General features: G+C 61.4%; 23 protein-coding genes. 15 read left to right on the top strand and 8 right to left on the bottom strand.

The annotated features are described in order from the left end of the window. Nucleotides 1-212: 212 nt before the first annotated feature. Nucleotides 213-1,055, top strand: coding sequence for a polyprenyl synthetase family protein (locus tag C483_RS06640; RefSeq protein WP_006652589.1), 843 nt, complete (start codon nucleotides 213-215; stop codon nucleotides 1,053-1,055). Nucleotides 1,056-1,138: 83 nt separating this feature from the next. On the opposite strand, the gene C483_RS06635 is transcribed toward C483_RS06640, so the two are convergent. Further along, nucleotides 1,139-2,260, bottom strand: coding sequence for a DUF373 family protein (locus C483_RS06635; protein ID WP_006652588.1), 1,122 nt, complete (start codon nucleotides 2,258-2,260; stop codon nucleotides 1,139-1,141). Nucleotides 2,261-2,441: 181 nt separating this feature from the next. Between C483_RS06635 and C483_RS06630 the strand changes: the two genes are divergently transcribed. Continuing rightward, on the top strand, nucleotides 2,442-3,437 hold the full coding sequence (locus tag C483_RS06630; protein ID WP_006652587.1) for a radical SAM protein: 996 nt from the start codon (nucleotides 2,442-2,444) through the stop codon (nucleotides 3,435-3,437). A 357-nt stretch (nucleotides 3,438-3,794) separates the two neighbouring features. Here the strand turns inward: C483_RS06630 and C483_RS06625 are convergent, their stop codons facing one another. Then, on the bottom strand, nucleotides 3,795-5,120 hold the full coding sequence (locus C483_RS06625) for a helix-turn-helix transcriptional regulator (protein ID WP_006652585.1): 1,326 nt from the start codon (nucleotides 5,118-5,120) through the stop codon (nucleotides 3,795-3,797). A gap of 351 nt (nucleotides 5,121-5,471) precedes the next feature. On the opposite strand from C483_RS06625, the gene C483_RS06620 reads away from it, so the two are divergent. Further along, on the top strand, nucleotides 5,472-6,707 hold the full coding sequence (locus C483_RS06620; protein WP_006652584.1) for a DUF7096 domain-containing protein: 1,236 nt from the start codon (nucleotides 5,472-5,474) through the stop codon (nucleotides 6,705-6,707). A gap of 187 nt (nucleotides 6,708-6,894) precedes the next feature. Then, nucleotides 6,895-7,407: a type IV pilin gene (locus tag C483_RS06615; protein WP_006652583.1), complete on the top strand. Its 513-nt coding sequence runs from the start codon at nucleotides 6,895-6,897 to the stop codon at nucleotides 7,405-7,407. A gap of 149 nt (nucleotides 7,408-7,556) precedes the next feature. Here C483_RS06615 and C483_RS06610 read toward each other — a convergent pair whose 3' ends face one another. Further along, entirely contained in the window at nucleotides 7,557-8,180 is a 624-nt protein-coding gene (locus tag C483_RS06610) for a methyltransferase domain-containing protein (RefSeq protein WP_006652582.1), read from the bottom strand. Nucleotides 8,181-8,338: 158 nt separating this feature from the next. Between C483_RS06610 and ahaH the strand changes: the two genes are divergently transcribed. From ahaH to C483_RS06570, 8 genes are all read left to right on the top strand, one after another. After that, nucleotides 8,339-8,671, top strand: a complete 333-nt coding sequence (ahaH, locus tag C483_RS06605; protein WP_006166741.1) for an ATP synthase archaeal subunit H — start codon at nucleotides 8,339-8,341, stop codon at nucleotides 8,669-8,671. Between the two features lie 4 nt (nucleotides 8,672-8,675). Next, nucleotides 8,676-10,940, top strand: a complete 2,265-nt coding sequence (locus tag C483_RS06600) for a V-type ATP synthase subunit I (protein WP_006652581.1) — start codon at nucleotides 8,676-8,678, stop codon at nucleotides 10,938-10,940. A 6-nt stretch (nucleotides 10,941-10,946) separates the two neighbouring features. Next, a complete protein-coding gene (locus C483_RS06595; RefSeq protein ID WP_006652580.1) occupies nucleotides 10,947-11,219 on the top strand; it encodes a hypothetical protein in 273 nt (90 codons plus the stop codon). A 21-nt stretch (nucleotides 11,220-11,240) separates the two neighbouring features. Then, nucleotides 11,241-11,822, top strand: a complete 582-nt coding sequence (locus C483_RS06590) for a V-type ATP synthase subunit E (RefSeq protein WP_006652579.1) — start codon at nucleotides 11,241-11,243, stop codon at nucleotides 11,820-11,822. Then, nucleotides 11,819-12,889 (top strand): V-type ATP synthase subunit C, encoded by a 1,071-nt coding sequence (locus C483_RS06585; RefSeq protein ID WP_006652578.1) that lies wholly within the window; start codon nucleotides 11,819-11,821, stop codon nucleotides 12,887-12,889. The genes C483_RS06590 and C483_RS06585 overlap by 4 nt, the downstream gene beginning before the upstream one ends. Further along, nucleotides 12,886-13,233: a V-type ATP synthase subunit F gene (locus C483_RS06580; RefSeq protein ID WP_004268038.1), complete on the top strand. Its 348-nt coding sequence runs from the start codon at nucleotides 12,886-12,888 to the stop codon at nucleotides 13,231-13,233. Before C483_RS06585 ends, C483_RS06580 begins: the two co-directional genes overlap by 4 nt. A 4-nt stretch (nucleotides 13,234-13,237) precedes the next feature. After that, complete coding sequence (locus C483_RS06575) at nucleotides 13,238-15,001, top strand: ATP synthase subunit A (RefSeq protein WP_006652577.1); 1,764 nt, start codon at nucleotides 13,238-13,240, stop codon at nucleotides 14,999-15,001. 2 nt (nucleotides 15,002-15,003) lie between these two features. Then, nucleotides 15,004-16,419 carry an ATP synthase subunit B gene (locus C483_RS06570; RefSeq protein WP_006652576.1) on the top strand — a complete coding sequence of 472 codons (1,416 nt, stop codon included), beginning with the start codon at nucleotides 15,004-15,006 and terminating at the stop codon, nucleotides 16,417-16,419. Nucleotides 16,420-16,516: 97 nt separating this feature from the next. Here the strand turns inward: C483_RS06570 and C483_RS06565 are convergent, their stop codons facing one another. Then, a complete protein-coding gene (locus C483_RS06565) occupies nucleotides 16,517-16,879 on the bottom strand; it encodes a hypothetical protein (RefSeq protein ID WP_006652575.1) in 363 nt (120 codons plus the stop codon). 65 nt (nucleotides 16,880-16,944) lie between these two features. On the opposite strand from C483_RS06565, the gene C483_RS06560 reads away from it, so the two are divergent. The 3 genes from C483_RS06560 (at nucleotide 16,945) to C483_RS06550 (ending at nucleotide 18,575) form a co-directional block, all read left to right on the top strand. Next, a complete protein-coding gene (locus tag C483_RS06560; protein WP_006652574.1) occupies nucleotides 16,945-17,214 on the top strand; it encodes a zinc ribbon domain-containing protein in 270 nt (89 codons plus the stop codon). 99 nt (nucleotides 17,215-17,313) lie between these two features. Next, complete coding sequence (locus C483_RS06555) at nucleotides 17,314-18,039, top strand: V-type ATP synthase subunit D (protein WP_006652573.1); 726 nt, start codon at nucleotides 17,314-17,316, stop codon at nucleotides 18,037-18,039. A 56-nt stretch (nucleotides 18,040-18,095) separates the two neighbouring features. Next, on the top strand, nucleotides 18,096-18,575 hold the full coding sequence (locus tag C483_RS06550) for a DUF6276 family protein (RefSeq protein WP_006652572.1): 480 nt from the start codon (nucleotides 18,096-18,098) through the stop codon (nucleotides 18,573-18,575). A gap of 79 nt (nucleotides 18,576-18,654) precedes the next feature. Here the strand turns inward: C483_RS06550 and C483_RS06545 are convergent, their stop codons facing one another. The 4 genes from C483_RS06545 to C483_RS06530 all read right to left on the bottom strand — a co-directional run. After that, nucleotides 18,655-19,047, bottom strand: a complete 393-nt coding sequence (locus C483_RS06545; RefSeq protein ID WP_006652571.1) for a DUF5811 family protein — start codon at nucleotides 19,045-19,047, stop codon at nucleotides 18,655-18,657. Between the two features lie 90 nt (nucleotides 19,048-19,137). After that, the gene (locus tag C483_RS06540) at nucleotides 19,138-19,617 is read right to left on the bottom strand and encodes a pyruvoyl-dependent arginine decarboxylase (RefSeq protein WP_006652570.1); all 480 of its coding nucleotides are present in this window, start codon (nucleotides 19,615-19,617) and stop codon (nucleotides 19,138-19,140) included. Nucleotides 19,618-19,699: 82 nt separating this feature from the next. After that, nucleotides 19,700-20,932 (bottom strand): proteasome-activating nucleotidase Pan2, encoded by a 1,233-nt coding sequence (pan2, locus tag C483_RS06535; protein WP_006652569.1) that lies wholly within the window; start codon nucleotides 20,930-20,932, stop codon nucleotides 19,700-19,702. A 103-nt stretch (nucleotides 20,933-21,035) separates the two neighbouring features. Continuing rightward, the coding region (locus C483_RS06530) for a M3 family metallopeptidase (protein ID WP_006652568.1) at nucleotides 21,036-21,449 on the bottom strand (414 nt) is incomplete at its 5' end.

The following is a 21,449-nucleotide window of genomic DNA, read 5'->3' as shown; positions in this document are numbered from 1 at the left end:
TTTCTCAGCCGTTCTCTGCACCTGTCACCGACCGGCTCACCCATCTCATCGCACCGCCTCGCACGATAGGGGAGGGAGAAGGGGAAGGGGAAGGGGAATAACAGAAAGAACCGAACCGACCGCTCAGCGCTGTCCTGTGTGGAACGAGACACGCTCACACGGGCATCGTCCGAACCGTCACGTACTTTTTGCCACCTGCCTAAACGTTGGCAATGGAACTGCTGGAGCGCCGGCGGGCGCTAATCGAAGAGCGACTCCACGAGGTCGTCGACGGCGTCGACCCGGAGACGCTCAGCGATGAGGTTCGCCACGTCACGCTCTCTGGAGGCAAGCGCGTCCGACCCATGGTCACGATTCTCGCCTGCGAGACCGTGGGCGGGACCGCCGAGGAGGCTGTCGAGTTCGGTGTCGGTATCGAACTCGTCCACAACGCCTCGCTCGTCATCGACGACATCATCGACCGCTCGGAGCTACGCCGCGGCACCGAAAGCGCCTGGGCCGAGTTCGGCTACGGGCCGGCGATCATCACCAGCGACGGCCTCCTCGGGGAGGCCTTCGAACTCTTCGCGTCCGACCCCGACGCGATGCGCGTCGTTACCGAGTCGATGGTCGAACTCGGCGTCGGTGAGGCGACCGAACTCTCGGCCATGCCATCGAACGAGGAGGAGTACATGACACTCGCTCGCCGCAAGACCGGCGCGCTCTTTCGCGCCGCAGCCGAACTGGGTGCGATCGCGGCTGGCTCGGACGGGTTTACGGTCGAAGCCCTCGGTGAGTACGCAGAACGCGTCGGCATCGCCTTCCAGATCAGAGACGACGTGCTGGACGAAATCGCTGATGCTGAGGAACTCGGCAAGCCGACCGGTCACGACGCCGAGATGGACCGCCCCTCAGTCGTCCAGGTAACCGATCTCACACCCGACGAAGCCAACTCGCGTGCGCGAGCGGAGGCAGACCGTGCGCTCGAGGCGCTCGACCGGGTCGAGGTTGCCGATCCGGAGGCAGAGCTGTATCTCCGAGAGCTTGCGGAGTTTGTCGTCGAACGCGAACGATAGCAGGTGCAATAGCGTCACCACCATCGTCATACTCCCCGACCACAATCTACATCTGCAGCGACCACTCAGTGTCCAACGGCCACTCAGTGAGTCCGATCCGCTTTCGCCCGTTCTTCTTGCTCCCCCTTCGATCCCGATAACCGCGACTCGACGATCGCAAACGCCAGCGTACTCACAATCCCCAGCAGCGTCCCCGCCGTCAACGCCGCCGCGAGGAACGCGATCCCTGCCTCATCCAGGAAGAACGCACTCACCGCATAGAGGACAATCGCGATCGACAGCACGTAAAACGGCGCGTTGAGATAGCGCCACTCGAGTGTCCCCGCGATGTACTCGTCGGTGATTTGGCCGAGGCTGGTCGTCACGCCCGCGGCGGCGATCCACTGGACAGAGCCATACACCAGCGCGGCAATCATGACGGGCACGCCGACGTCACCGGTCGTGTCCGCCTGCACCGACTCGAGCGTATTCACGCCGCTCACACCGCCGAGGACGAACAGTGCCGCCGCGACGACGTACGCGAGTAGGGTCGTCCGACCGGCGTACAGCGACCGCCGAGCGCGCTCAACGGCCGTGTCGAGTCGCTCGCCGAGTCCGAGGCCGCGGGAGATGAGATAGAACCCAAGCAGCGCCGACGTGGTCCCGAGCACGAAGCCGGGCATCTCGAGTGCGCTCCCGATTAGCGCGAGCGGGTAGATGAGCAACAGGATGCCAAGCGGGATCAGGATTGTACCCCGCGTCTCGGGGTCGTCGAGCACCTGTTTGATGGTGTAGTACATCGACTCCAGGTTCTGGGCCTGTCTGACGACGACGCGCCGGACGCCGTCGATCGGCACGCGCGAGCGGATAATCGGGATAACGGATTCGTCCTGTGCGCCGTCGGTGACGACGAGGGCGGTGACGTCCTCCGCGGTGGAGAGACTCGCGAGGACGGTGTCGACCTCGTCGCCGACCTCGCGGTTGGCGTTGACGTCGCCCTCGTCGTTGCCGGTGACGACGGCGACTTCGACGCTCTCGTCGCGTGCGTCCAGGTCGTCGTAGATGTGCAGCCCCTGGAAGATGACGTTGACGTCAGAGTCCTCCGGGTCCGCAGTTGCGAGCGCGACGCCTGCCTCTTCGACGGGGTCGCGGCCGATAACCGGCGTCGAGAACCCGGTCTTGCGACCGAGGTCGTCGTCGAGGTCGACACAGAGGACCAGCAGCATCAGCCGACTGTTCGTCCGGGCGGTATATGCCTTTTCTGGGCTGTCCGCGCTTACGGCCGTTGTAACTTCCCTGCCAGTGCTCCGGAGTGCCGTGTGAACTACCAACACTGCCCGAATCGACCGTCACAGCAGTATGGATCCGTGCGGTTTTTGAACGCGCGCCGATAACCCGGTGTACTGAATGATCTCGAAGGGCTGTGAGCAGTGCGCGAAGGGTGGCAAGATGGTGCTGTTCGTCTACGGGTACTGCGACCAGCGCGACTGCTTTTACTGCCCACTCGGCGAGAATCGCAAGAACGTCACCGACGTCTACGCGAACGAACGCCGCGTCGAGTCCGACGAGGACGTCCTCGAGCAGGCCTACCGGATGGACGCCCTCGGCACCTCGATCACGGGCGGCGAACCACAGGAGGCACTCGAGCGCACCTGCCACTATCTCGAACTCCTGAAAGACGAGTTCGGCGAGGATCACCACACCCACCTCTACACGGGCATCACGGGTGGGCGAGAGAACATGCGTAAGCTCTCGGAGGCCGGCCTCGACGAAATTCGGTTCCACCCACCGTACGAGCTGTGGGGTGACCTCCACGGCACCGAGTGGGAGGATATCCTCTACATCGCCCGCGAAGAAGGACTCACCCCCGCGTTCGAGATTCCCGGCATCCGCGCAGAGGAGGAGTTCCTCGAGTTCCTCGATGAGGGCGCGGCGGACTTCTGCAACGTCAACGAGTTCGAAATGTCCCAGGGGAACTACCGCCGGATGCAGGAGGAGGGCTACGAGCTCAAGGAGGGCCACATGAGCGCCGTCGACGGCTCCCGCGATGATATCCTCGAGGTGATGGGCGACCACGAACGCGTCTACTTCTGTACCTCCGTGTTCAAGGACGCCGCCCAGCACCGCCGGCGACTCAAGCGCATGGCCCGCAACGTCCGCCGCGAGTTCGACGATGTGACCGACGACGGCACGCTGGTCTACGGGAAGACCTACACCGAACCGGAACGCTTCGCCGAACTCGGCGTTCCCGAAGAGTTCTACACCGTCAAGTCCGAGCACGTCGAGATCGCCTGGTGGCTGCTAGAGGAGATGATCGAAGAGGGCGATCTCGATGACGGTGAAATCGTCGAGCAGTATCCAAGCTACGACGGTCAGGTCGTCGAGCGAACGCCGCTGGCGTAGATCGTTGTCCCGCGAGCGAACGCCGGTAGCGTAACCACGACCGGTCCCGTTTCTTTCCGCTATCCAAGCCAGTTGACTGCATCGTCGTCCCAGTATACGCGAAGCAGCGAGTACGCACAGCCGGATACGAAAAGACCAGCTGCAACGATGCCGAAGGTTTCCATACAAACGACTGTGAGTCGCGCATGAAATACCTATCGGGCACGCTTTTTACTGTCTTCATACCGCCGGTTGCTTACTGCTTGCGCTCATTTCGGAGCCATCGTCACCCGGTCATCGGTTGTCGCATCCAGCTACGACTCGGTCATCGTGTTCTCGATACCGTGTACCGAACGTATCGCGTACAAATCGAACCGCTCAGTCGATCTCAGTCGGATCGACTTCCGGCAACGTGATCAGATTCTCACGACCGATCCGCAACTTCTCGATCTGCCCATCTTCGTCCATCTGTGACAGCAACTGCGACACCTTCGCGTTCGACCAGCCCGTCTCCGAGACGATCGCCGCCTGCTTCATTCGGCCACCGTTACCCGCGAGCATCCGCTGTACTCGCTCTTCGTCGCTCAACAACTCTGGGTCGATATCCTCGTCCGCAGGCTCGGTGAACTCGAGTTGCGTGCCGTCGCCAGCGGTATTCGGTGGTGGCGACCCTGACCCCGAGCCTGAGTCGGGAGAGTGGGTGGCCCTGCCCTGTGCGGGTTGTCTTGGGTCGGACTGGGTGGCTGTCTCTGTATCCGCGTCTGCACTGTCGGTCTCTGCTGCCCCGATACCGAGGAGCGAAGCAATGTGTGGGACTCCAGGGAGTGGCTCGTCCCTGCTGTACCGATAGGCAGCAAGGACGCCGAACGCAAGGACGACCGCAAGTAGACTGGCGCCAAGTACCAGTGGGAGCGAGAACCACGAGAGGGAACTACTCGGCTCGGCGCCACGCAGGAAGACAATATCGAACTCGTCGTCGCTGAACTCGTGATAGCCGTTCCAGGAGAGTTGCGTTGGCGTCTGCAAACCGTAGTTCGGTGGTGATTCGATGACCAGTCGCTGGCTCGCACCGAGTGCAGTGATCGCGGGGCGGTCACTGTTACTCGTCTGGAGCGCGTCGCCGAGATAGATTCGATCACCATCTGTCTCTGCGAAGTTCGTCCAGGTGTACGTGTACGTAATAACGCCGATTTCTTCGTCGTGGGTGCCGTCGGGATCGTTCTCTGTTTCGATGTCATCGTCGTACGGCCGAACGTCGTAGCCGTCCCAGCCAGCGCCGACGATCGACATCTCACGGTCGGTTTCGGCGTCAGCTATCGACACCTGGTTTCGAACGGCCTGTATCGGCGTCTCGGCGTGGCGTTCGCCGGCAACGACATCCGCAGCGAACTCCGTGAAGGCGTTCACGTCGTCTTCGTCCTCAAGGACGAACCGGTACTCGTGACTCCAGTGAGCATCGCCAGTGTCGCTCACGTTGAGCCGTATAATGTGATCAATCTCGGGGGAGTTATCGTCCGAAAATCCGACACTGGCCGGTGAAACCGCTGATTGGACTGCTGGTTGCTCGAATCCTGCCTGGGGGTCGGTCTCTGGACCCGCAACAGGATCACCGGCAGCCGCAGTCGGCATCGCGACCACTGCACCGGAAGCGGCAGTGACGAGGAGGGCAACGAAGGTGAGTGTAACGGCGGTGGACAACCGCATACCTATCAACTGGTGGTTTCCCGGGGGAAAAAACCCTTTCCATCGACAAATAAAACGTTATCGACGGTCGTAAAACGTCTCCAGAGCGGACAACGACTGCTTACTGCAGTTCTGAGACGATGAAAAAGATAGTTCTAATTCTGAGAGGAGACAACTACGTCGTAAATTGGCCTGAAATCAGTCCTGTACGCTGTTGCTGACTCCGTGTATCGTGTTTCTTCTGTGCATGGCGATTGTGTGTCTCGGTTCACGTCTTGTTGCCCTGAACAGTAATCAATCAGTGTAGTATTGAAAACCAGTGAGTTCGCAAGTGCGACCAGTTTTTGTATCAGGAGTTCCTACGGCTGCACAATGAACAGCGCGACCCCTGTCCTCCTCGCGTTGCTTCTCGTTTGTTCGCTGCCCGCGATCACAGTTGTCGCGGCATCTCCGTCCCACGGAGCCTCTGGCGACTTCGATGAGCAGCAGGCCCTCCAACAGCAGACAGTCGAACAGACAACCCCCGTCGAAATCGAAAACACCTCGAACCAGTTACCGCTTGCTGGCGAAATTCGTGGTTCCTACGGTACGATCGAACCCAATCTTGCGACCTCATTTGCACAAACCACGACACAAATGCAGGTCCAATATGAGCAGTACAATCTCACAGAGCGTGAGCTAGCTGACGTAGACGGGTCGGATCGTGCGGACCGAATCGAATCCGCCTACAATCAAACGAAAGAGCGGATTACTGCGCTCGAGGACAGAGAGCGCGAGGCCGTCCGCCAACATCAGGCGGGAGACCTCACGGACGGTGAACTGATTCAGGTGTTGTTACAGAACTACTACGAGGCAACTGCCCTCGAGGAAACGCTTGACGTGCTTGCAGACGATGAGGATATCGATGTCATTCCCTCCCAGCGACAACAGTTCCGTGCCGATCGAACGCTTCTAGAGTTCCATACGACACCGATTCGTGAAACCATCGCATCGGCGAGCGAAGTCAGTGACTCGAGCACGCCCTATGAATTCCGCGTCCAGACCGCAGAGAATGGGTACCGACTCTCGGCACTGGATGGAGATACGTACAGAACGGAAACAGTTCGGTTTGATAACCGCGATGCGGGTGCACCGAACCAGTACGAGTCAATCGATCAGATGATCGACGACATCGCCCAGCAGTACCCATGGGCTCACGATCACGGCTCACCACACTATCAGGACAATAGCCTCGAAAACCTCTACTGGGTCGACCTCCCTCACGATACCGGACAACTAGACATCTATGTCGACGCTGGTACTGGCGATGTCTACCGTGAATCACAGGTGGTGTCGGTCAGCTCACTGCCAGCGGTCGAGACGGAAACCAAATCGACGGGGAGTATCGAGCGAACGTTCAACAAAACACCAGCAATCGGTCCAACAGAGCTAACCGTTACCGAAGATGGCAGCGACGAACCGCTGCAGGCGACCATCAGAATCGATGGCCAGGAAATCGGCGAAACGGATGAAAACGGTTCGATAACGTATCTCCCGCCCGCAGATACGTACAACCTTACGATCGATGGTGAGACAGAGAGCGTCACAGCACCGGTCTCGAACGGGTGACTGCTGACAGTTGACAGTTGACAGTTAACTGCTGAGCGCTGATAGTTGACGGGTGACGGCCGGTGGGTGACAGCTAACGCATCCCCGGTCGATTTGGCCCGTCTACAGGGAATCGAGGCCTCCACTGGGCCGTTCGTTCTTCTCTTCGTCCAACGATTTATATTGGAAGACGAAACCAACGCGTTCCGTGTCTGCAGATCGTCGGCAGTCGTCACACGGGGTACGGTCACTGTGTGCTCTTCCGCGAGCGGTCAGTCCCGTTGTCGGCACCATCACGCTACTCGTACTCACCGTCTTTCTCGTTGGGGCTATCGCACTCGTTCTGTCAGGCTGGACTCTCGGATCACCACCTCCCATCGCAGCGTTCGAACTGACAGCTGATAGCGAAACAGGTCAACTCACCTTCGAACACACGGCTGGCGACGAGATCGACGTGGAAGACCTATCGCTGCACGTGACCGTCGATGGCACCGCACTCGAGTACCAGCCACCAGTTCCGTACGTCGGTGCGGAGGGATTCCGTGGGAGTCCGGAGGGGCCGTTCAATGCGCAGAGTGAGTCCACATGGAAGACGGGCGAGCGGGCGAGCGTTACGCTTGCGGGCACGAACGAGCCGACACTCGAGTCGGGGTCGACAGTTCGGGTAAAAGTCGCTATTGAGGGGTCACGGGTTGCCGAGTTGGAGTCGGTTGCGGAGTGAGTAGCGGGTGTTACAGAGCGGGTTTCGGTTAGTTTCGGAGTGGATGTAGGGTCGTTTCGGAGTGAGTCCGGCTGATTGCTCTCGTGGAGTCGGTATCTCGTGGCTGTCAACAGTAGAAGATCAAAAATCGAGGTCCGGCCGTAGCCCGCTCACTGCGGTGCGCGGCCGATCGTCGTAATCGCAACGTCGGGATCGTAGGACGGCCCCATGAACGCGTGTTTGACGTCCTCGAAGCCGGCGCGTTTGAACATCTCGTCGGCTTCGTACTCGTCGTAGAACAGCATGATCGAGTCGGCGAGGTGCTGGGCAACGACGTTGTCCGGATAGTTGGGACCGACGACCAGTACCTGTCCACCGGGCTTCAGAACGCGGCGGAACTCGCGGAGCGCAAGGATGGGGTTCGGCCAGTACTCAATTGAGCCGGAGGACCAGACAACGTCGAACGTATCGGTCGCGAACGGGAGCCGTTCGGCGTCGCCGCGGTGGAAGTGCACCGGTGGGGCGTGCTTGCCGAACTTCGCGTAGGCCTGCTCGAGTTGGTGTTCGCTCTGGTCGAGTGCGTACACTTCCTCGACGTGCTCGAGGAGTCCCTCAGTCGCAAAGCCGGTCCCACAGCCGACGTCGAGCACGGTCATGTCCTCCTCGAAGTCGAGGAGCGATAGCGCGTCCGCACGCATGTCTTCGTTCCAGATGAAGGGGTTCACCTGATCGTAGACCTTCGAGAGGTACTTGTAGAACAGCCGTGCACGGGCTTTGTTCTCGAGAATTCCCATTGTCGAAGGGGTTTTCGGCGAACCGGGATATGTCTGCTGTTCCGCGCCGGAGCGCGCCGGCGTGAGCGCCACCGAGGCGGTGGTTCGAGGCGACTCGAACCGAGGTACTTTCGCAACTACCATATACGCGCTGTCGCAAACGTTCCCTTGCTTAGAGTATGCCGAGGCCACAGGTTCTCGAACGAATTAAGTCGGCGGAGGAAGAGGCCGACGAGATCGTCGCATTGGCAGAAAACGACCGCGACGAGCGAATAGCCGAGGCCCGGGAACGTGCCGAGGAAATTCGCACGGAAGCGGAACAAGAGGCGCGAGATCTCACAGAACGTCGCCTGGAAGAGGCGCGTGACGAGATCGATCAGGAGTGCGAGCGCGTCCTCGAGGAGGGTGAACAGGAGCGCGAGGCGCTAGCCGAGCGTGCCCAGAACCGAGTCGACGAGGTGACGGACCACGTCGTCTCCCTGTTCCAGGAGGACGTCCATGCTCAGACCTGAACGGATGAGCAAGATCTCGGTGACCGGCTCCAAGGGCGTCATGCCCACGGTCATCGAGACGATCCACGAGCTGAATCTAGTACATCTCTCGGACTACGACGGCTCCTGGGAGGGGTTCGACAACGGCAACCCGATCGAGGGTGCCGATGACGCCTCCGAGAAGCTCGTCACCGTCCGGGCACTCGAGAGCACCCTTGGCCTGTCCGAAGCGGAGGCATCGGGTCAGGGGACACTCGAGGAGAACTGGGAGCAGCGACTGGAGGAGGTTCGCACGCGGATCAACGAACTCGACGACCAGCGGACCGAGGTTCGTGAGGAGCTGCGACAGGTCGACGAACGGATCGACCGCGTTGCGCCCTTCGCAGAACTCGGTATCGACCTCGACCTGTTGTCGGGGTACGACACGGTCGACGTGCTCGTCGGTGAAGGCTCGGAGGCGGAGGTCCATGCTGCACTCGAGGCAGCCGAGGACGTCCGCGCCTACGAGACGTTCACCAGCGGTGACGTCGTCGCGATCGTCGCTGCACCGACCGGTGAGATCGATCCGGTCGCAGATGCTGGCGACACTGACGCCGACAACGTCATCGACGACGCGCTCGTCGGCATCGAGTTCACGCGATACGGCGTGCCGGACACCGAACAGAGTCCGTCGGCGTACGTCTCCGAACTCGAGGATCGCAAGTACGAACTCGAGTCCCGGATCGACGAGATCGACGACGAACTCGAGCGAATCGAGCGCGAGGAGGGCTCGTTCCTCCTCCAGCTCGAGGCAGAGCTGACCATCGAGGTGCAGCGTGCGGAAGCGCCGCTGCAGTTCGCGACGAGTGACCGAGCCTTCATCGCCGAGGGCTGGGTTCCGTCCGACGAACTCGAGCGGCTCAAGACGGCCCTGCGTAATGCGGTCGGCGACAGTCTCGAGATCGAAGAACTCGAGCGCGCGAGCTACGACCGCCACGGTCGGACCCATACGGATGACATCCATCAGGGGACGCAGGATGCGAAAGAAGACGACGAAGCGTCGGCCGACGCGAACGAAGACGACAACCAGCAACAGCAAAAGGCCGTCACGGACGGCGGCTCTGCGGTAACGATGGGCGACGAACCGCCGACGATTCAGGATAATCCGTCGGCGGCGAAGCCGTTCGAAATGCTGGTGCAGGCAGTCAATCGGCCGAAGTACAACGAACTCGATCCGACGATTTTCCTGTTCCTGACGTTCCCGCTGTTCTTCGGATTCATGATCAGCGACGTCGGGTACGGACTGCTGTACGTTCTGATCGGGTTCTACATGTACAAGGGATTCGATAGCCCAGGAATCTCGAGTCTCGGTGGCGTTGCGATCTGGGCTGGTGCGTTCACGATCCTCTTCGGGATCCTGTTCGGCGAGTTCTTCGGTCTACACGAACTCGGCTACATGATCTTCGGCGAGGGCGGCGCGCCGATGGGCGATAAGGGACTCTCACCAGCGACGGCTGACTTCGTCTACGCGTGGCTGATCGTCGCCGTCGCACTCGGTGTGATGCACCTGAACATCGCCTGGATTCTCGACTTCATCGAGAACATCCAGCACGGGCACGGTCTCTGGGGAGCGATTACCCACAGCGGCTCGTGGCTCCTGATGCTCAACGGTATCTGGATCTGGGTGTTTACGCCCCAGGCAGCCGGCGTCAAGCCGGACTTCATCTTCACGGCATTCGACGGCCAGCCGTTCGACTTCGGCTTCAGTGGCTTCGGGCTGATGGACGTATTCACCGTCCCGGCCGATATCGCCTATCTCGGCGGCTTCGAAGTCACCATCCCGTTCCTGATGGTCATCGCAGGACTCGCCCTGCTGGCCATCGGTGACCCGGTCGAACTCGCAGAGTTCGCCATGCCGTTCGCACACGTCGTCTCGTACGCCCGGATGACGGCAGTCCTGCTCGCAAAGGGTGGGATGGCGTTCGTCGTCAACCTGCTGACCTTTGGTGCCTACGAGACGACCGAAGGAGGCCGCCCGTTCGCCGCACCGTGGAACGAGATTCCCGAGGGATCCGTCGAGATGTTCCCCGGACTCTTCCACATGGGCGACGGCGCGGTCGCAATCGCCGCCTTCGCGTTCGGTGTAGTCGTCCTGATCCTTGGCCACATTCTGGTCTTGTTACTTGGTATCACAAGTGCCGGATTACAGGGTATCAGGCTCGAGTACGTCGAGTTCTTTGGGAAGTTTTATGAAGGCGGTGGAAAGAACTACGAACCGTTCGGACACGATCGAACCCGCAGTGAGGACTAAGCAAAAATGATCGAAGCACTTGACATCGTACTGCAGAACGGAGAGGCAATGAGTCCAGAAGCAGCAGAGAATCTCTCGGTCGGCTACGCCGAGGCCGCAGCAGCACTCGCAGTCGGTCTGGCAGCACTCGCAGCTGGCTACGCAGAGCGCGGTATCGGCGCTGCTGCAGTCGGCGCGATCGCCGAGGACGACGACATGTTCGTTCCGGGCCTGATCATGACCGTCCTTCCTGAGACGCTCGTGATTCTGGCACTGGTCGTCGTCTTCATCGTCGGATAACTCCGTCCCCCTTCTCTTACAATGAGTTTGGACACAGTCGTAGAAGACATTCGAGATGAGGCCCACGCGCGTGCGGAGGACATCCGCGACGAGGGTGAGGCTCGCGCCGAGGAGATCGAATCGGCAGCCGAGGCTGACGCCGAGGAGATCCGCGAGTCGGCCGAGCAGGAGGCCGACCGTGAGATCGAGCAGTTGCGCGAACAGCGACTCTCCAGTGCCAAACTGGAGGCGAAACAAAAGCGCCTGGAGGCCCGCCGCGACGTCCTCGGTGACGTCCGCGAAGAAGTCGAGGCCGAACTCACCGCACTCGAGGGCGACACGCGTGAAGAGCTCACCCGTGCACTCCTCGACGCTGCGAGTACGGAGTTCGACGAGGGTGACGACGTCAGCGTCTACGGTCGCGCAGACGACCAGGACCTGATCGAGTCGATCCTCGATGACTACGACGGCTACGCGTTCGCCGGCGAGTACGACTGTCTCGGCGGCGTCGTCGTCGAGAGCGAACAGTCCCGTGTTCGCGTCAACAACACGTTCGACTCGGTACTCGAGGACGTGTGGGAAGACAACCTCCGGGAGATCAGCAACCAACTCTTCGAGCAATGAGTATAGGTGCCTCGAATCCGGAATACGTGAACGCTCGCGTTCGGTCGCGCCGAGCCTCGCTGTTCGCGGACGAAGATTATCGGAAGCTGATCCGGATGGGGCCGAGTGAAATCGCGCGGTTCATGGAGGAAACGGAGTACGAACGCGAGGTCAACGCGCTCGGAACGCGCTTTTCGGGCGTCGACCTGATCGAGTACGCCCTGAACCGCAACCTCGCGAAGCACTTCGAGGACCTCCTCGACTGGTCCGAGGGACGACTGTACGACCTCGTCTCTCGCTACCTGCGGAAGTTCGACGTCATGAACCTGAAGACGATCATCCGCGGGATCTACACCGAAACCGATCCCGAGGAGGTCCAGACCGACCTCATCCGCGCCGGTGAACTCGACGACCGGACGATCGATCGACTGCTCGAGGTCGACACGATCGAGGATGCGATCGAAGTGGTGTCGGGAACGATTTTCTACGAATCGCTCTCGGCCGCCCACGAGGAGTACGAAGAGACCGGCGCACTCGTGCCACTCGAGAACGCGCTGGATCGCGAGTTCTACGAGCACCTACTCGAGGACGTCAGTCGATCCCCCGGGAGAACGCAGCCCCAGGAGGGGCCGGAAGCGCGCTACATCGAGTTCCTCCAGGCCGAGATCGACTTCCGGAACGCCCGGAACGCGCTGCGGCTCGCACGCAGCGGCGCGGATCTGGACCCGGCAGCCTACTACATCGAGGGCGGTGTGCTGTTCGATGCGTCGGATTTGAACCGACTCGTCGGAGATTACGACGCGCTCGTCGACCATATCGCCGAGAACAAGCGCTATGGCGACCGACTCTCGGGCGCACTGGGTCGACTGCGCGAGGCTGACAGCCTTATCCAGTTCGAGCACGCACTAGACGCTGCGTTGCTCCAGTACGCTGATACGCTCTCGAGTATCTATCCGGCCTCTGTGTCGGCCGTGCTGTCGTACATTCTCGCCAAGGAGCGCGAGGTCGAGAACATTCGCGCGATCGCACGGGGTCGAGAAGTCGGCCTCTCAGAGAGCGAGATCGAAGAGGAGTTGGTGATCCTATGAGCCAGGAAATTGCGGTCGTCGGCAGTCCGGAGTTCACCACTGGGTTCCGACTCGCGGGCGTTCGCCGATTCGAAAACGTCCCGGACGACGAGAAGGAGTCGGAGCTAGACGATGCCGTCACGACGGCGTTAGACGACGAGGATGTTGGTATCGTCGTGATGCACGACGACGACCTCGATCACCTCTCGCGAAACGTTCGCCAGAACGTCGAGACCAGCGTCGAACCGGTCGTCGTGACGATCGGCAGCGGCACCGGTGGCGGCGGACTACGTGACCAGATCAAACGCGCGATCGGTATCGACCTGATGGAAGAGGACGAGGAAGAAGACAGCGACAGCGAGTAACACTATGAGCCAGGCAGAAGACATCGAATCCGTCGATCAAGACGGTGTAATCGAAAGCGTGAGTGGTCCTGTCGTGACCGCCACGGACCTCGACGCCCGGATGAACGACGTCGTCTACGTCGGCGACGAAGGGCTGATGGGCGAGGTCATCGAAATCGAAGGGAACCTGACCACGATTCAGGTGTACGAGGAAACCTCCGGCGTCGGCCCGGGCGAACCCGTCCAGAACACGGGCGAACCGCTCAGTGTCGACCTCGGACCGGGCATGATGGACTCCATCTACGACGGTGTCCAGCGCCCACTCGACGTCCTCGAGGACAAGATGGGGACGGCGTTCCTCGACCGCGGGGTCGACGCCCCCGGTATCGACCTCGAAAAGACGTGGGAGTTCACCCCGGAAGTCGAAGAGGGTGACACCGTCGAGCCCGGTGACGTCGTCGGGATCGTTCCCGAGACTGTCACGATCGACCACAAGGTGATGGTGCCGCCGGACTACGAGGGCGGCGAGGTCACCTCGATCAAGAGCGGCGAGTTCACCGTCGAGGAGACGGTCGCCGAACTCGACAACGGCGAAGAGATCCAGATGCACCAGGAGTGGCCGGTCCGACAGGCCCGTCCCGCTGGTGACAAGGAAACCCCAACTGAACCGCTCGTTACCGGACAGCGCATTCAGGACGGCCTGTTCCCGCTCGCAAAGGGCGGAACGGCCGCGATTCCTGGCCCGTTCGGCTCCGGGAAAACCGTCACGCAGCAACAGCTTGCAAAGTGGTCCGACGCGGACATCGTCGTCTACATCGGCTGCGGTGAGCGTGGCAACGAGATGACCGAGGTTATCGAGGACTTCCCAGAGCTGCCCGACCCGCAGACCGGGAACCCGCTGATGGCTCGGACGTGTCTCATCGCGAACACGTCGAACATGCCCGTCGCAGCGCGTGAGTCCTGTATCTACACGGGAATCACGATCGCAGAGTACTACCGCGACATGGGCTACGACGTTGCACTCATGGCCGACTCCACCTNCCGGTGGGCAGAGGCCATGCGTGAAATCTCGAGCCGACTCGAGGAGATGCCCGGCGAAGAGGGCTATCCCGCATATCTCGCCGCGTCGCTGTCGGAGTTCTACGAGCGCGCCGGCAAGTTCCAGCTGATCAACGGCGGCGAAGGGTCGATTTCGGTCGTCGGGGCAGTCTCGCCACCGGGTGGGGACTTCTCCGAGCCGGTCACCCAGAACACGCTGCGTATCGTCAAGACGTTCTGGGCACTGGACGCCGACCTCGCAGAGCGTCGGCACTTCCCGGCAATTGACTGGAACGAGTCCTACTCGCTGTACAAGGACCAGCTCGACCCGTGGTGGGAGGCAAACGTCGAAGACGACTGGCCAGTGGTTCGCCAGTGGGCCGTCGACGTGCTAGACGAGGAGGACGAACTGCAGGAGATCGTTCAGCTCGTCGGTAAGGACGCACTGCCGGAAGACCAGCAGCTCACGCTCGAAGTCGCTCGCTACCTGCGTGAGGCCTGGCTCCAGCAGAACGCGCTCCACGACGTCGACACCTACTGTGAGCCCGAGAAGACCTACCGGATGCTCCAGGCGATCAAGACGTTCAACGACGAGGCGTTCGACGCCCTCGACGCTGGCGTCCCGGTCGACGAGATTCAGAACGTCGACGCTGCCCCGCGGCTCAACCGTATGGGCACCGCCGAGGAGTGGAACGAGTTCATCGACGAACTCGAGAGCGATCTCGAAGACCAACTGCGAGCACTGTACTAACAATGAAAGAGTACCAGACTATCACGGAAATCAGTGGTCCGCTGGTGTTCGCCGAGGTCGACGAACCCGTCGGTTACGACGAGATCGTCGAGATCGAGACACCACAGGGCGAGACCCTGCGCGGACAGGTACTGGAATCGAGTGAAGGAATCGTCTCGATCCAGGTGTTCGAAGGCACTGGCGGTATCGACCGCAACGCCTCCGTTCGCTTCCTGGGCGAGACGATGAAGATGCCCGTCACCGAAGACCTGCTCGGTCGCGTTCTCGACGGTTCCGGGAACCCGATCGACGGCGGCCCGGAAATCGTCCCGGACAAACGACAGGACATCGTCGGCGAGGCAATCAACCCGTACTCGCGTGAGTACCCAGAGGAGTTCATCCAGACCGGTGTGTCCGCCATCGACGGCATGAACACGCTGGTTCGCGGGCAGAAGCTGCCGATCTTCTCCGGATCGGGGCTGCCGCACAACGAACTCGCACTCCAGATTGCCCGGCAGGCAACTGTCCCAGAGGAAGAAGACGGCGGCGACGAGGAAGGCTCCGAGTTCGCAGTCGTCTTCGGTGCGATGGGTATCACCGCCGAAGAGGCAAACGAGTTCATGGACGACTTCGAGCGCACGGGTGCACTCGAGCGCTCCGTCGTCTTCATGAACCTCGCGGACGACCCGGCAGTCGAACGCCAGGTCACCCCGCGACTTGCCCTGACGACGGCAGAGTACCTCGCGTTCGAGAAGGATTACCACGTACTGGTCATCCTAACGGACATGACCAACTACTGTGAGGCACTGCGAGAGATCGGTGCCGCACGTGAGGAGGTCCCGGGTCGCCGTGGCTACCCCGGATACATGTACACCGACCTGGCACAGCTCTACGAGCGTGCCGGTCGTATCGAGGGCAAGGACGGATCTGTCACCCAGATTCCGATCCTGACGATGCCGGGCGACGACGACACACACCCGATTCCGGACCTGACTGGCTACATTACGGAAGGCCAGATCGTGATGGACCGGAACCTGAACAGTCAGGGTGTCGAGCCGCCGGTCAACGTTCTGCCATCGCTCTCGCGACTGATGGACGACGGGATCGGTGAGGGCCTGACCCGCGAAGACCACGGCGACGTCTCCGACCAGATGTACGCCGCCTACGCGGAGGGTGAGGACCTGCGTGACCTCGTGAACATTGTCGGCCGTGAAGCGCTCAGCAAACGGGACAACAAGTTCCTCGACTTTGCCGACCGCTTCGAGACGGAGTTCGTCCAGCAGGGGTACGACAACAACCGCTCCATCGAGGAGACGCTCGAACTCGGCTGGGACCTTCTCTCGGACCTCCCGAAGGAGGCACTCAACCGGATCGACGAGGACCTCATCGAAGAGCACTACCGCGAAGACGAGCCGGAAGCCGCCGAAGTCGAAGCCTAAGCGCCACAGCGCTCGGGCAGATCGTGTTTCCTTTCTTGTCTGTACTCAGGCTGGGTAGCGGCTGTTTCACCGGACCCAGTAGAGGCTGCTCTACAGCTTACGTCTCGTGATCGAATTCCCATCCAGACGTGTCCTCAGTCGTGTCGCTGTCGTCGGAACTCGGCTTCCCGTGGTCGGAACGCGAGCGGGTTGCTCTCTCGCGGTCGGAACGGGTATCGGACTCGAGAGGGGCTCGCTCACTGTGGTCATGGTGGCTATCGTTGTAGTTGCGGTTGTGGTTGTGAGTCTCCTCGTAGTTCTGTCCCTGCTGCAACCCACCGCGCCGTTTGGCCTCCGCCTCAGCCTGTTCGCGGTCCATTACTGTCGGGTTCGACGTTTCGTCCGCGATCAGGAGGTAGAGACCGACTGTGAACGCGAGTGCGACGAACAGCATGAGTACGAACGCAAATCCAGCGGCCATGGGTTTGATTCTCCCTCGTCGTGTGGAGCACAAAATATTTGCTACCGGTCTCCGCAGTTCGGTGTATGTTCGACGACCACGAGACTGCATCCGCAGCCGACAGCACGGTGAATACCGACGGCAGCCACGGGACCGGGAGCGACCAAAAGGGCTGTCTCAAGTGCGGTCACACCGAGACGGAGGTCGACGACATCTCGACGACCGGAACCGGCTTCTCGAAGTTCTTCGACATCCAGAATCGGCGCTTCCGGGTCGTCTCCTGTACTAACTGCGGCTACGCCGAACTCTACAAGGGCGGCAAGACCAACGATCTGACAGACCTCTTTCTTGGGTAATCGACTTACTCGCTGGCTCGCATTCGCGAACACCACTGTCAGGCCGAGCGAACACAACTGTAAACAGTTATCCGACTGGGGGCGCAATCTCCCCACAACATGGCCAAGGACGTCAAGCCCACCCGCAAGAACCTGATGGAGATCGAGGATCGGATCGAACTCTCCGAACGCGGGCACGGGACACTCGAGAAGAAACGGGACGGGCTGATCATGGAATTCATGGACATCCTGGACAAGGCCCAGGACGTCCGCGGAGATCTGGCCGACGACTACGACCAGGCCCAGCGCAAGATCAACATGGCACGCGCCATGGAGGGAGACGTTGCCGTCCGCGGTGCTGCCGCTGCACTGCAGGAACACCCCGAGATCACCACCGAGTCGAAGAACATCATGGGCGTCGTCGTCCCACAGATCGAATCCTCGCGCGTCTCGAAGGACCTCAGCGAGCGCGGCTACGGTATCATGGGAACCTCGGCGCGCATCGACGAGGCCGCCGAAGCCTACGAGGACTTACTGGAGAGCATCATCCTCGCCGCAGAGGTCGAGACGGCGATGAAGAAGATGCTCCGCGAAATCGAGACGACCAAGCGCCGCGTCAACGCACTCGAGTTCAAGCTCCTCCCAGATCTCTACGACAGTCAGGAGTATATCGAGCAGAAACTCGAGGAGCAAGAGCGTGAGGAGACGTTCCGCCTGAAGAAGATCAAGGAGAAGAAAGAACAGGAAGAGAAGGAGGCTCGCGAGGCAGAGGCGGACGAAGACGATATCGAGATCGACGAAGCGGACATGGAGCCGCCGGCGACGGGCGGTGTGCCGGGGAACTGAGGCTGGGGCTGTAACTGCACCCGCGACCACGACTACAACGACAACTGCACGAGACGATGACCTGTTCCGCGTGTGGCTCCCCAACTGTTCGCTTCGTGGTGCCGGCCGACTTCCATAGCGCTCTCTCTGCTGCCGGTTCCGTCTCCGTCGCGGACGACCACACGCACACCCCCGACTCCTGTACGTTCTGTACGCACTGTCTGGTACTCGAGTATGGCGACGACGCTGACGCGGCCGAGTCGGAGTCGGAGTCGGAGTCGGAGTCGGACGAGCTCGAGTCCACCGATCCTGACTTCTCGCGTGTCAGCGACGCGTTTCCGACGACTCCCGAACAGGCCGTTCCGCTGGCGCTTGCGATCGGACTCGCCGAGTCGCTGGCGATGAATCGGTCGGTGATCGAAACGCTCCTGCGGGATGTCGAGCGCGCCGGGGCTGATCCGTTGTTAGTGCTGGATCGACTCCAGCGTGATCCGTCGGTCGAGCCGGCGATCGATCTGGGGAGGCGACAGCATCAACTCGAGCAGTTGCTCTACTGAGGGTAGCTGTCGCAATCGCTTTTGCGTCGTGTGTTATAGCGACAACGGATACTAAAAAGCCGCAGCAGTACCGAGACGACTACTTCGCCGTCGGCGTCATCGCATCGCTAACCGCCTGTTTCACCTGCAGCGCGGCACTCGCAGCGAGACCGCGGGCGACCTCGTCACGCTCGTCAGAGGTAATGACCTCCTCGGAGACATCCTCGAGATCCGGCGTGAATCCAGCGCTGACAGCGTGGCCGACCGGCGGGCGAACGGCGACAGTCACCTGCGGGCCGGTTGCACCCGTCGAGACGTCCGCGTCGACCGCGTACTCACTGGGAAGAAACTCACGAGTCCGGGCGGCGATCCGCGAAACATCGCGGTGTAACAACCGCTTCTGGGAACTCGAGAGGTCGGGAACGTCGGCTGCGGCACGCTGACCAGCAGCAGTCTCCCCTGGTAGCCCTGCGTACGGCGTATTTCCGTTCATGAGAAGCGTATTGGGTAGCAACGGGCCGGCAGGTGAAAAGGGTTCGCCTTCGCACAGTTGGTGAGAACGCCGATTAGGTCCGAACTCGTCTCAACAGATCGGCTCGCTCTCGCCGTAGACGGCGAGTACGAGCGACGTGGTGTACACGCCCGGCTCGGCCTGGCTGTGCTCGACGGCGACACTCGAGTCCTCGAACGCCCAGTCGCGCAGGTCCTGGCCCGCGGCGAGTCCTTCGAGAACGCGGTGTTCGACATCGTCTGGATTGGTTTCGTCTGCGACTTCGTAGAAGAGACCCGGTCCGCGGTCGGCGGATCGCGACCAGGCGAGGGCGGCACTCACCTGGCCGGGGCCGGCGGTGGTCGCTCGTGCTTCGACGACGGTGAGTCGTTCGCCGGCGGGGCCAAGGTCGGGTGCCGTGCCGACGGCTTCGACGTCGACAGCAGCAGGAATGACGGAAGAGACGGCGACGAGATTGTAGTTTTCGACGCCGGCGTCGGCGAGGGCGGCGTCGTAGGACGCCATTTTGGTCGGGGCTGACGCGGAGCCCTGAACGATTCGGATCGTACTCATTGCTGTACTCGCGTTCGGGGACGGATCGCGTAAGGACTTGCGGTCTGTGTCTGCACTCGAGTCGAAGCCCGCCGAGCGACGCTTACTGGTAGAAGTAGCCGGCCGAGGAGATGACGTCACTCGAGTCATCGGCCTCGATCTTGTCGAAGGCGTCGACGAAGTCCTCGTGGTGGACCTCGTCGCGCTCGTTGCGGATGGCGAACATGCCGGCTTCGGTAGCCAGGCTCTCGATTTCTGCGCCGGAGTAGCCGTCGGTTTCGTCGGCGAGGTCTGCGAAGTCGACGCCGTCGGCGATGTTCATGCCGCGGGTGTGGATCTCGAGGATCTGTTCGCGGCCGTCGCGGTCCGGCTCTGGTACCTCGATGAGGCGGTCGAACCGACCGGGACGGAGGATTGCGCGGTCTAGCATGTCGAAGCGGTTCGTGGCGGCGATGATGCGGATCTCTCCACGGGCCTCGAAGCCGTCCATTTCGGAGAGCAGTTGCATCATGGTGCGCTGGACCTCGGCGTCACCGGAGGTCTTGGACTCGGTGCGCGTCGTCGCGACGGCGTCGATCTCGTCGATGAAGATGATTGCCGGTTCGCGCTCGCGGGCGAGTTCGAAGAGGTCGCGGACGAGCCGCGAGCCTTCCCCGATGAACTTGCGCACGAGTTCGGAGCCGGCCATCTTGATGAAGGTGGCGTCGGTCTGGTTGGCAACGGCCTTCGCGAGCATCGTCTTCCCGGTTCCGGGCGGGCCGTGGAGCAAGACGCCACTCGGTGGATCGATGCCGACTTCCTCGAAGCGTTCGGGTTCGATGAGTGGTTGTTCGACGGCCTCGCGGACCTCACGGACCTGCTCGTCGATACCGCCGATGTCCTCGTAGCCGACCTCGGGTCGCTCGGTGATCTCCATCGCCTGTGCGCGCGCGTCGGTTTCCGTCTCCAGGATCGTCTGGATCGCAAAGGAGTCGTTGACGGCGACGCGGTCGCCGGCCTCGACGCGCTCTGCGATGCGTGGAGCGACCTCGGTGAGCACTTCCTGGTTGTTGCCGTGCTGTTTGACGACGACTTCGCCGTCGCCCACGACGTCCTCGACGCTCGCGATGTACAGCGAGGAACTCTTGAGCGTCTCGTTCTCGCGCTCGACGCGGTCGACGCGCTCGCGGAGGTCCTCGCGGCGGTCGGTCGTCTGATCGAGCTGACTCTCGAGCTGTTCGTTGACATCAACGAGTTCCGCATAGTGCCCGCGAAGGGCCTCGATCCGCTCGTCGTCGGGGAGATCGGGATCGATATTGCGGTGAGGTCGTTCGGGGAGAGACGGGCTTCGAGACATCTTGACGTGCACGGATAAGTCCCCGACGATAAATGTGCCTTTGGGTCGCGGAGGGTTTTCGAATCGGGAGGACAGGATTGGCCTGCAATTGCCGGTCAACCGCTCAGGAGAGCAGTTCCTCGAGTTCGTCCAGTCGCTCGCCGTAGGTCGCAAGCGCCCGGTCGATCGGCTCGGAACTGCTCATGTCGACGCCCGCAATCTGCAGGAGCTCGAGCGGGTACTCTCGGGAGCCCTGCTGGAGGAACTCGAGATAGTCGTCTGCAGCCTCGCGGTCTGGCTCGCCGCCCGCGCCGTCGGGCAGCACGTCGTCGACGATGGCGAGCGCGGCCGAGATGCCGGTCGCGTACTGGTAGACGTAGAACGCGCGATAAAAGTGCGGGATGCGCATCCACTCGCGGGCGATGCGGTCATCGACCGCGGCGGGTTCGTAGTAGGTCTCCTTGAGCCCGCCGTAGAGTTCGTCGATATCGTCGTCCGTCACGCCGTCGCCCTCCAGATAGTCCGTCGCCTCGTAGGT

The sequence above is a fragment of the Natrialba hulunbeirensis JCM 10989 genome (genome assembly GCF_000337575.1).
GTDB lineage: Archaea > Halobacteriota > Halobacteria > Halobacteriales > Natrialbaceae > Natrialba > Natrialba hulunbeirensis.
The sequence above is the reverse complement of the archived record's forward strand: the minus strand, read 5'-3'. Positions and strand labels throughout refer to the sequence as shown.

Bases quoted from the DNA above. Each gene is read 5' to 3' on its own strand.
- C483_RS06590 (WP_006652579.1), top strand. From the start codon at position 11,241: ATGAGTTTGGACACAGTCGTAGAAGACATTCGAGATGAGGCCCACGCG.
- C483_RS06610 (WP_006652582.1), bottom strand. From the start codon at position 8,180: ATGGGAATTCTCGAGAACAAAGCCCGTGCACGGCTGTTCTACAAGTAC.
- C483_RS06595 (WP_006652580.1), top strand. From the start codon at position 10,947: ATGATCGAAGCACTTGACATCGTACTGCAGAACGGAGAGGCAATGAGT.
- C483_RS06545 (WP_006652571.1), bottom strand. From the start codon at position 19,047: ATGAACGGAAATACGCCGTACGCAGGGCTACCAGGGGAGACTGCTGCT.
- C483_RS06550 (WP_006652572.1), top strand. From the start codon at position 18,096: ATGACCTGTTCCGCGTGTGGCTCCCCAACTGTTCGCTTCGTGGTGCCG.
- C483_RS06620 (WP_006652584.1), top strand. From the start codon at position 5,472: ATGAACAGCGCGACCCCTGTCCTCCTCGCGTTGCTTCTCGTTTGTTCG.
- pan2 (WP_006652569.1), bottom strand. From the start codon at position 20,932: ATGTCTCGAAGCCCGTCTCTCCCCGAACGACCTCACCGCAATATCGAT.
- C483_RS06630 (WP_006652587.1), top strand. From the start codon at position 2,442: ATGATCTCGAAGGGCTGTGAGCAGTGCGCGAAGGGTGGCAAGATGGTG.
- C483_RS06640 (WP_006652589.1), top strand. From the start codon at position 213: ATGGAACTGCTGGAGCGCCGGCGGGCGCTAATCGAAGAGCGACTCCAC.
- C483_RS06600 (WP_006652581.1), top strand. From the start codon at position 8,676: ATGAGCAAGATCTCGGTGACCGGCTCCAAGGGCGTCATGCCCACGGTC.
- C483_RS06570 (WP_006652576.1), top strand. From the start codon at position 15,004: ATGAAAGAGTACCAGACTATCACGGAAATCAGTGGTCCGCTGGTGTTC.
- C483_RS06555 (WP_006652573.1), top strand. From the start codon at position 17,314: ATGGCCAAGGACGTCAAGCCCACCCGCAAGAACCTGATGGAGATCGAG.
- C483_RS06540 (WP_006652570.1), bottom strand. From the start codon at position 19,617: ATGAGTACGATCCGAATCGTTCAGGGCTCCGCGTCAGCCCCGACCAAA.
- C483_RS06635 (WP_006652588.1), bottom strand. From the start codon at position 2,260: ATGCTGCTGGTCCTCTGTGTCGACCTCGACGACGACCTCGGTCGCAAG.
- C483_RS06565 (WP_006652575.1), bottom strand. From the start codon at position 16,879: ATGGCCGCTGGATTTGCGTTCGTACTCATGCTGTTCGTCGCACTCGCG.
- C483_RS06560 (WP_006652574.1), top strand. From the start codon at position 16,945: ATGTTCGACGACCACGAGACTGCATCCGCAGCCGACAGCACGGTGAAT.
- C483_RS06585 (WP_006652578.1), top strand. From the start codon at position 11,819: ATGAGTATAGGTGCCTCGAATCCGGAATACGTGAACGCTCGCGTTCGG.
- C483_RS06580 (WP_004268038.1), top strand. From the start codon at position 12,886: ATGAGCCAGGAAATTGCGGTCGTCGGCAGTCCGGAGTTCACCACTGGG.
- ahaH (WP_006166741.1), top strand. From the start codon at position 8,339: ATGCCGAGGCCACAGGTTCTCGAACGAATTAAGTCGGCGGAGGAAGAG.
- C483_RS06625 (WP_006652585.1), bottom strand. From the start codon at position 5,120: ATGCGGTTGTCCACCGCCGTTACACTCACCTTCGTTGCCCTCCTCGTC.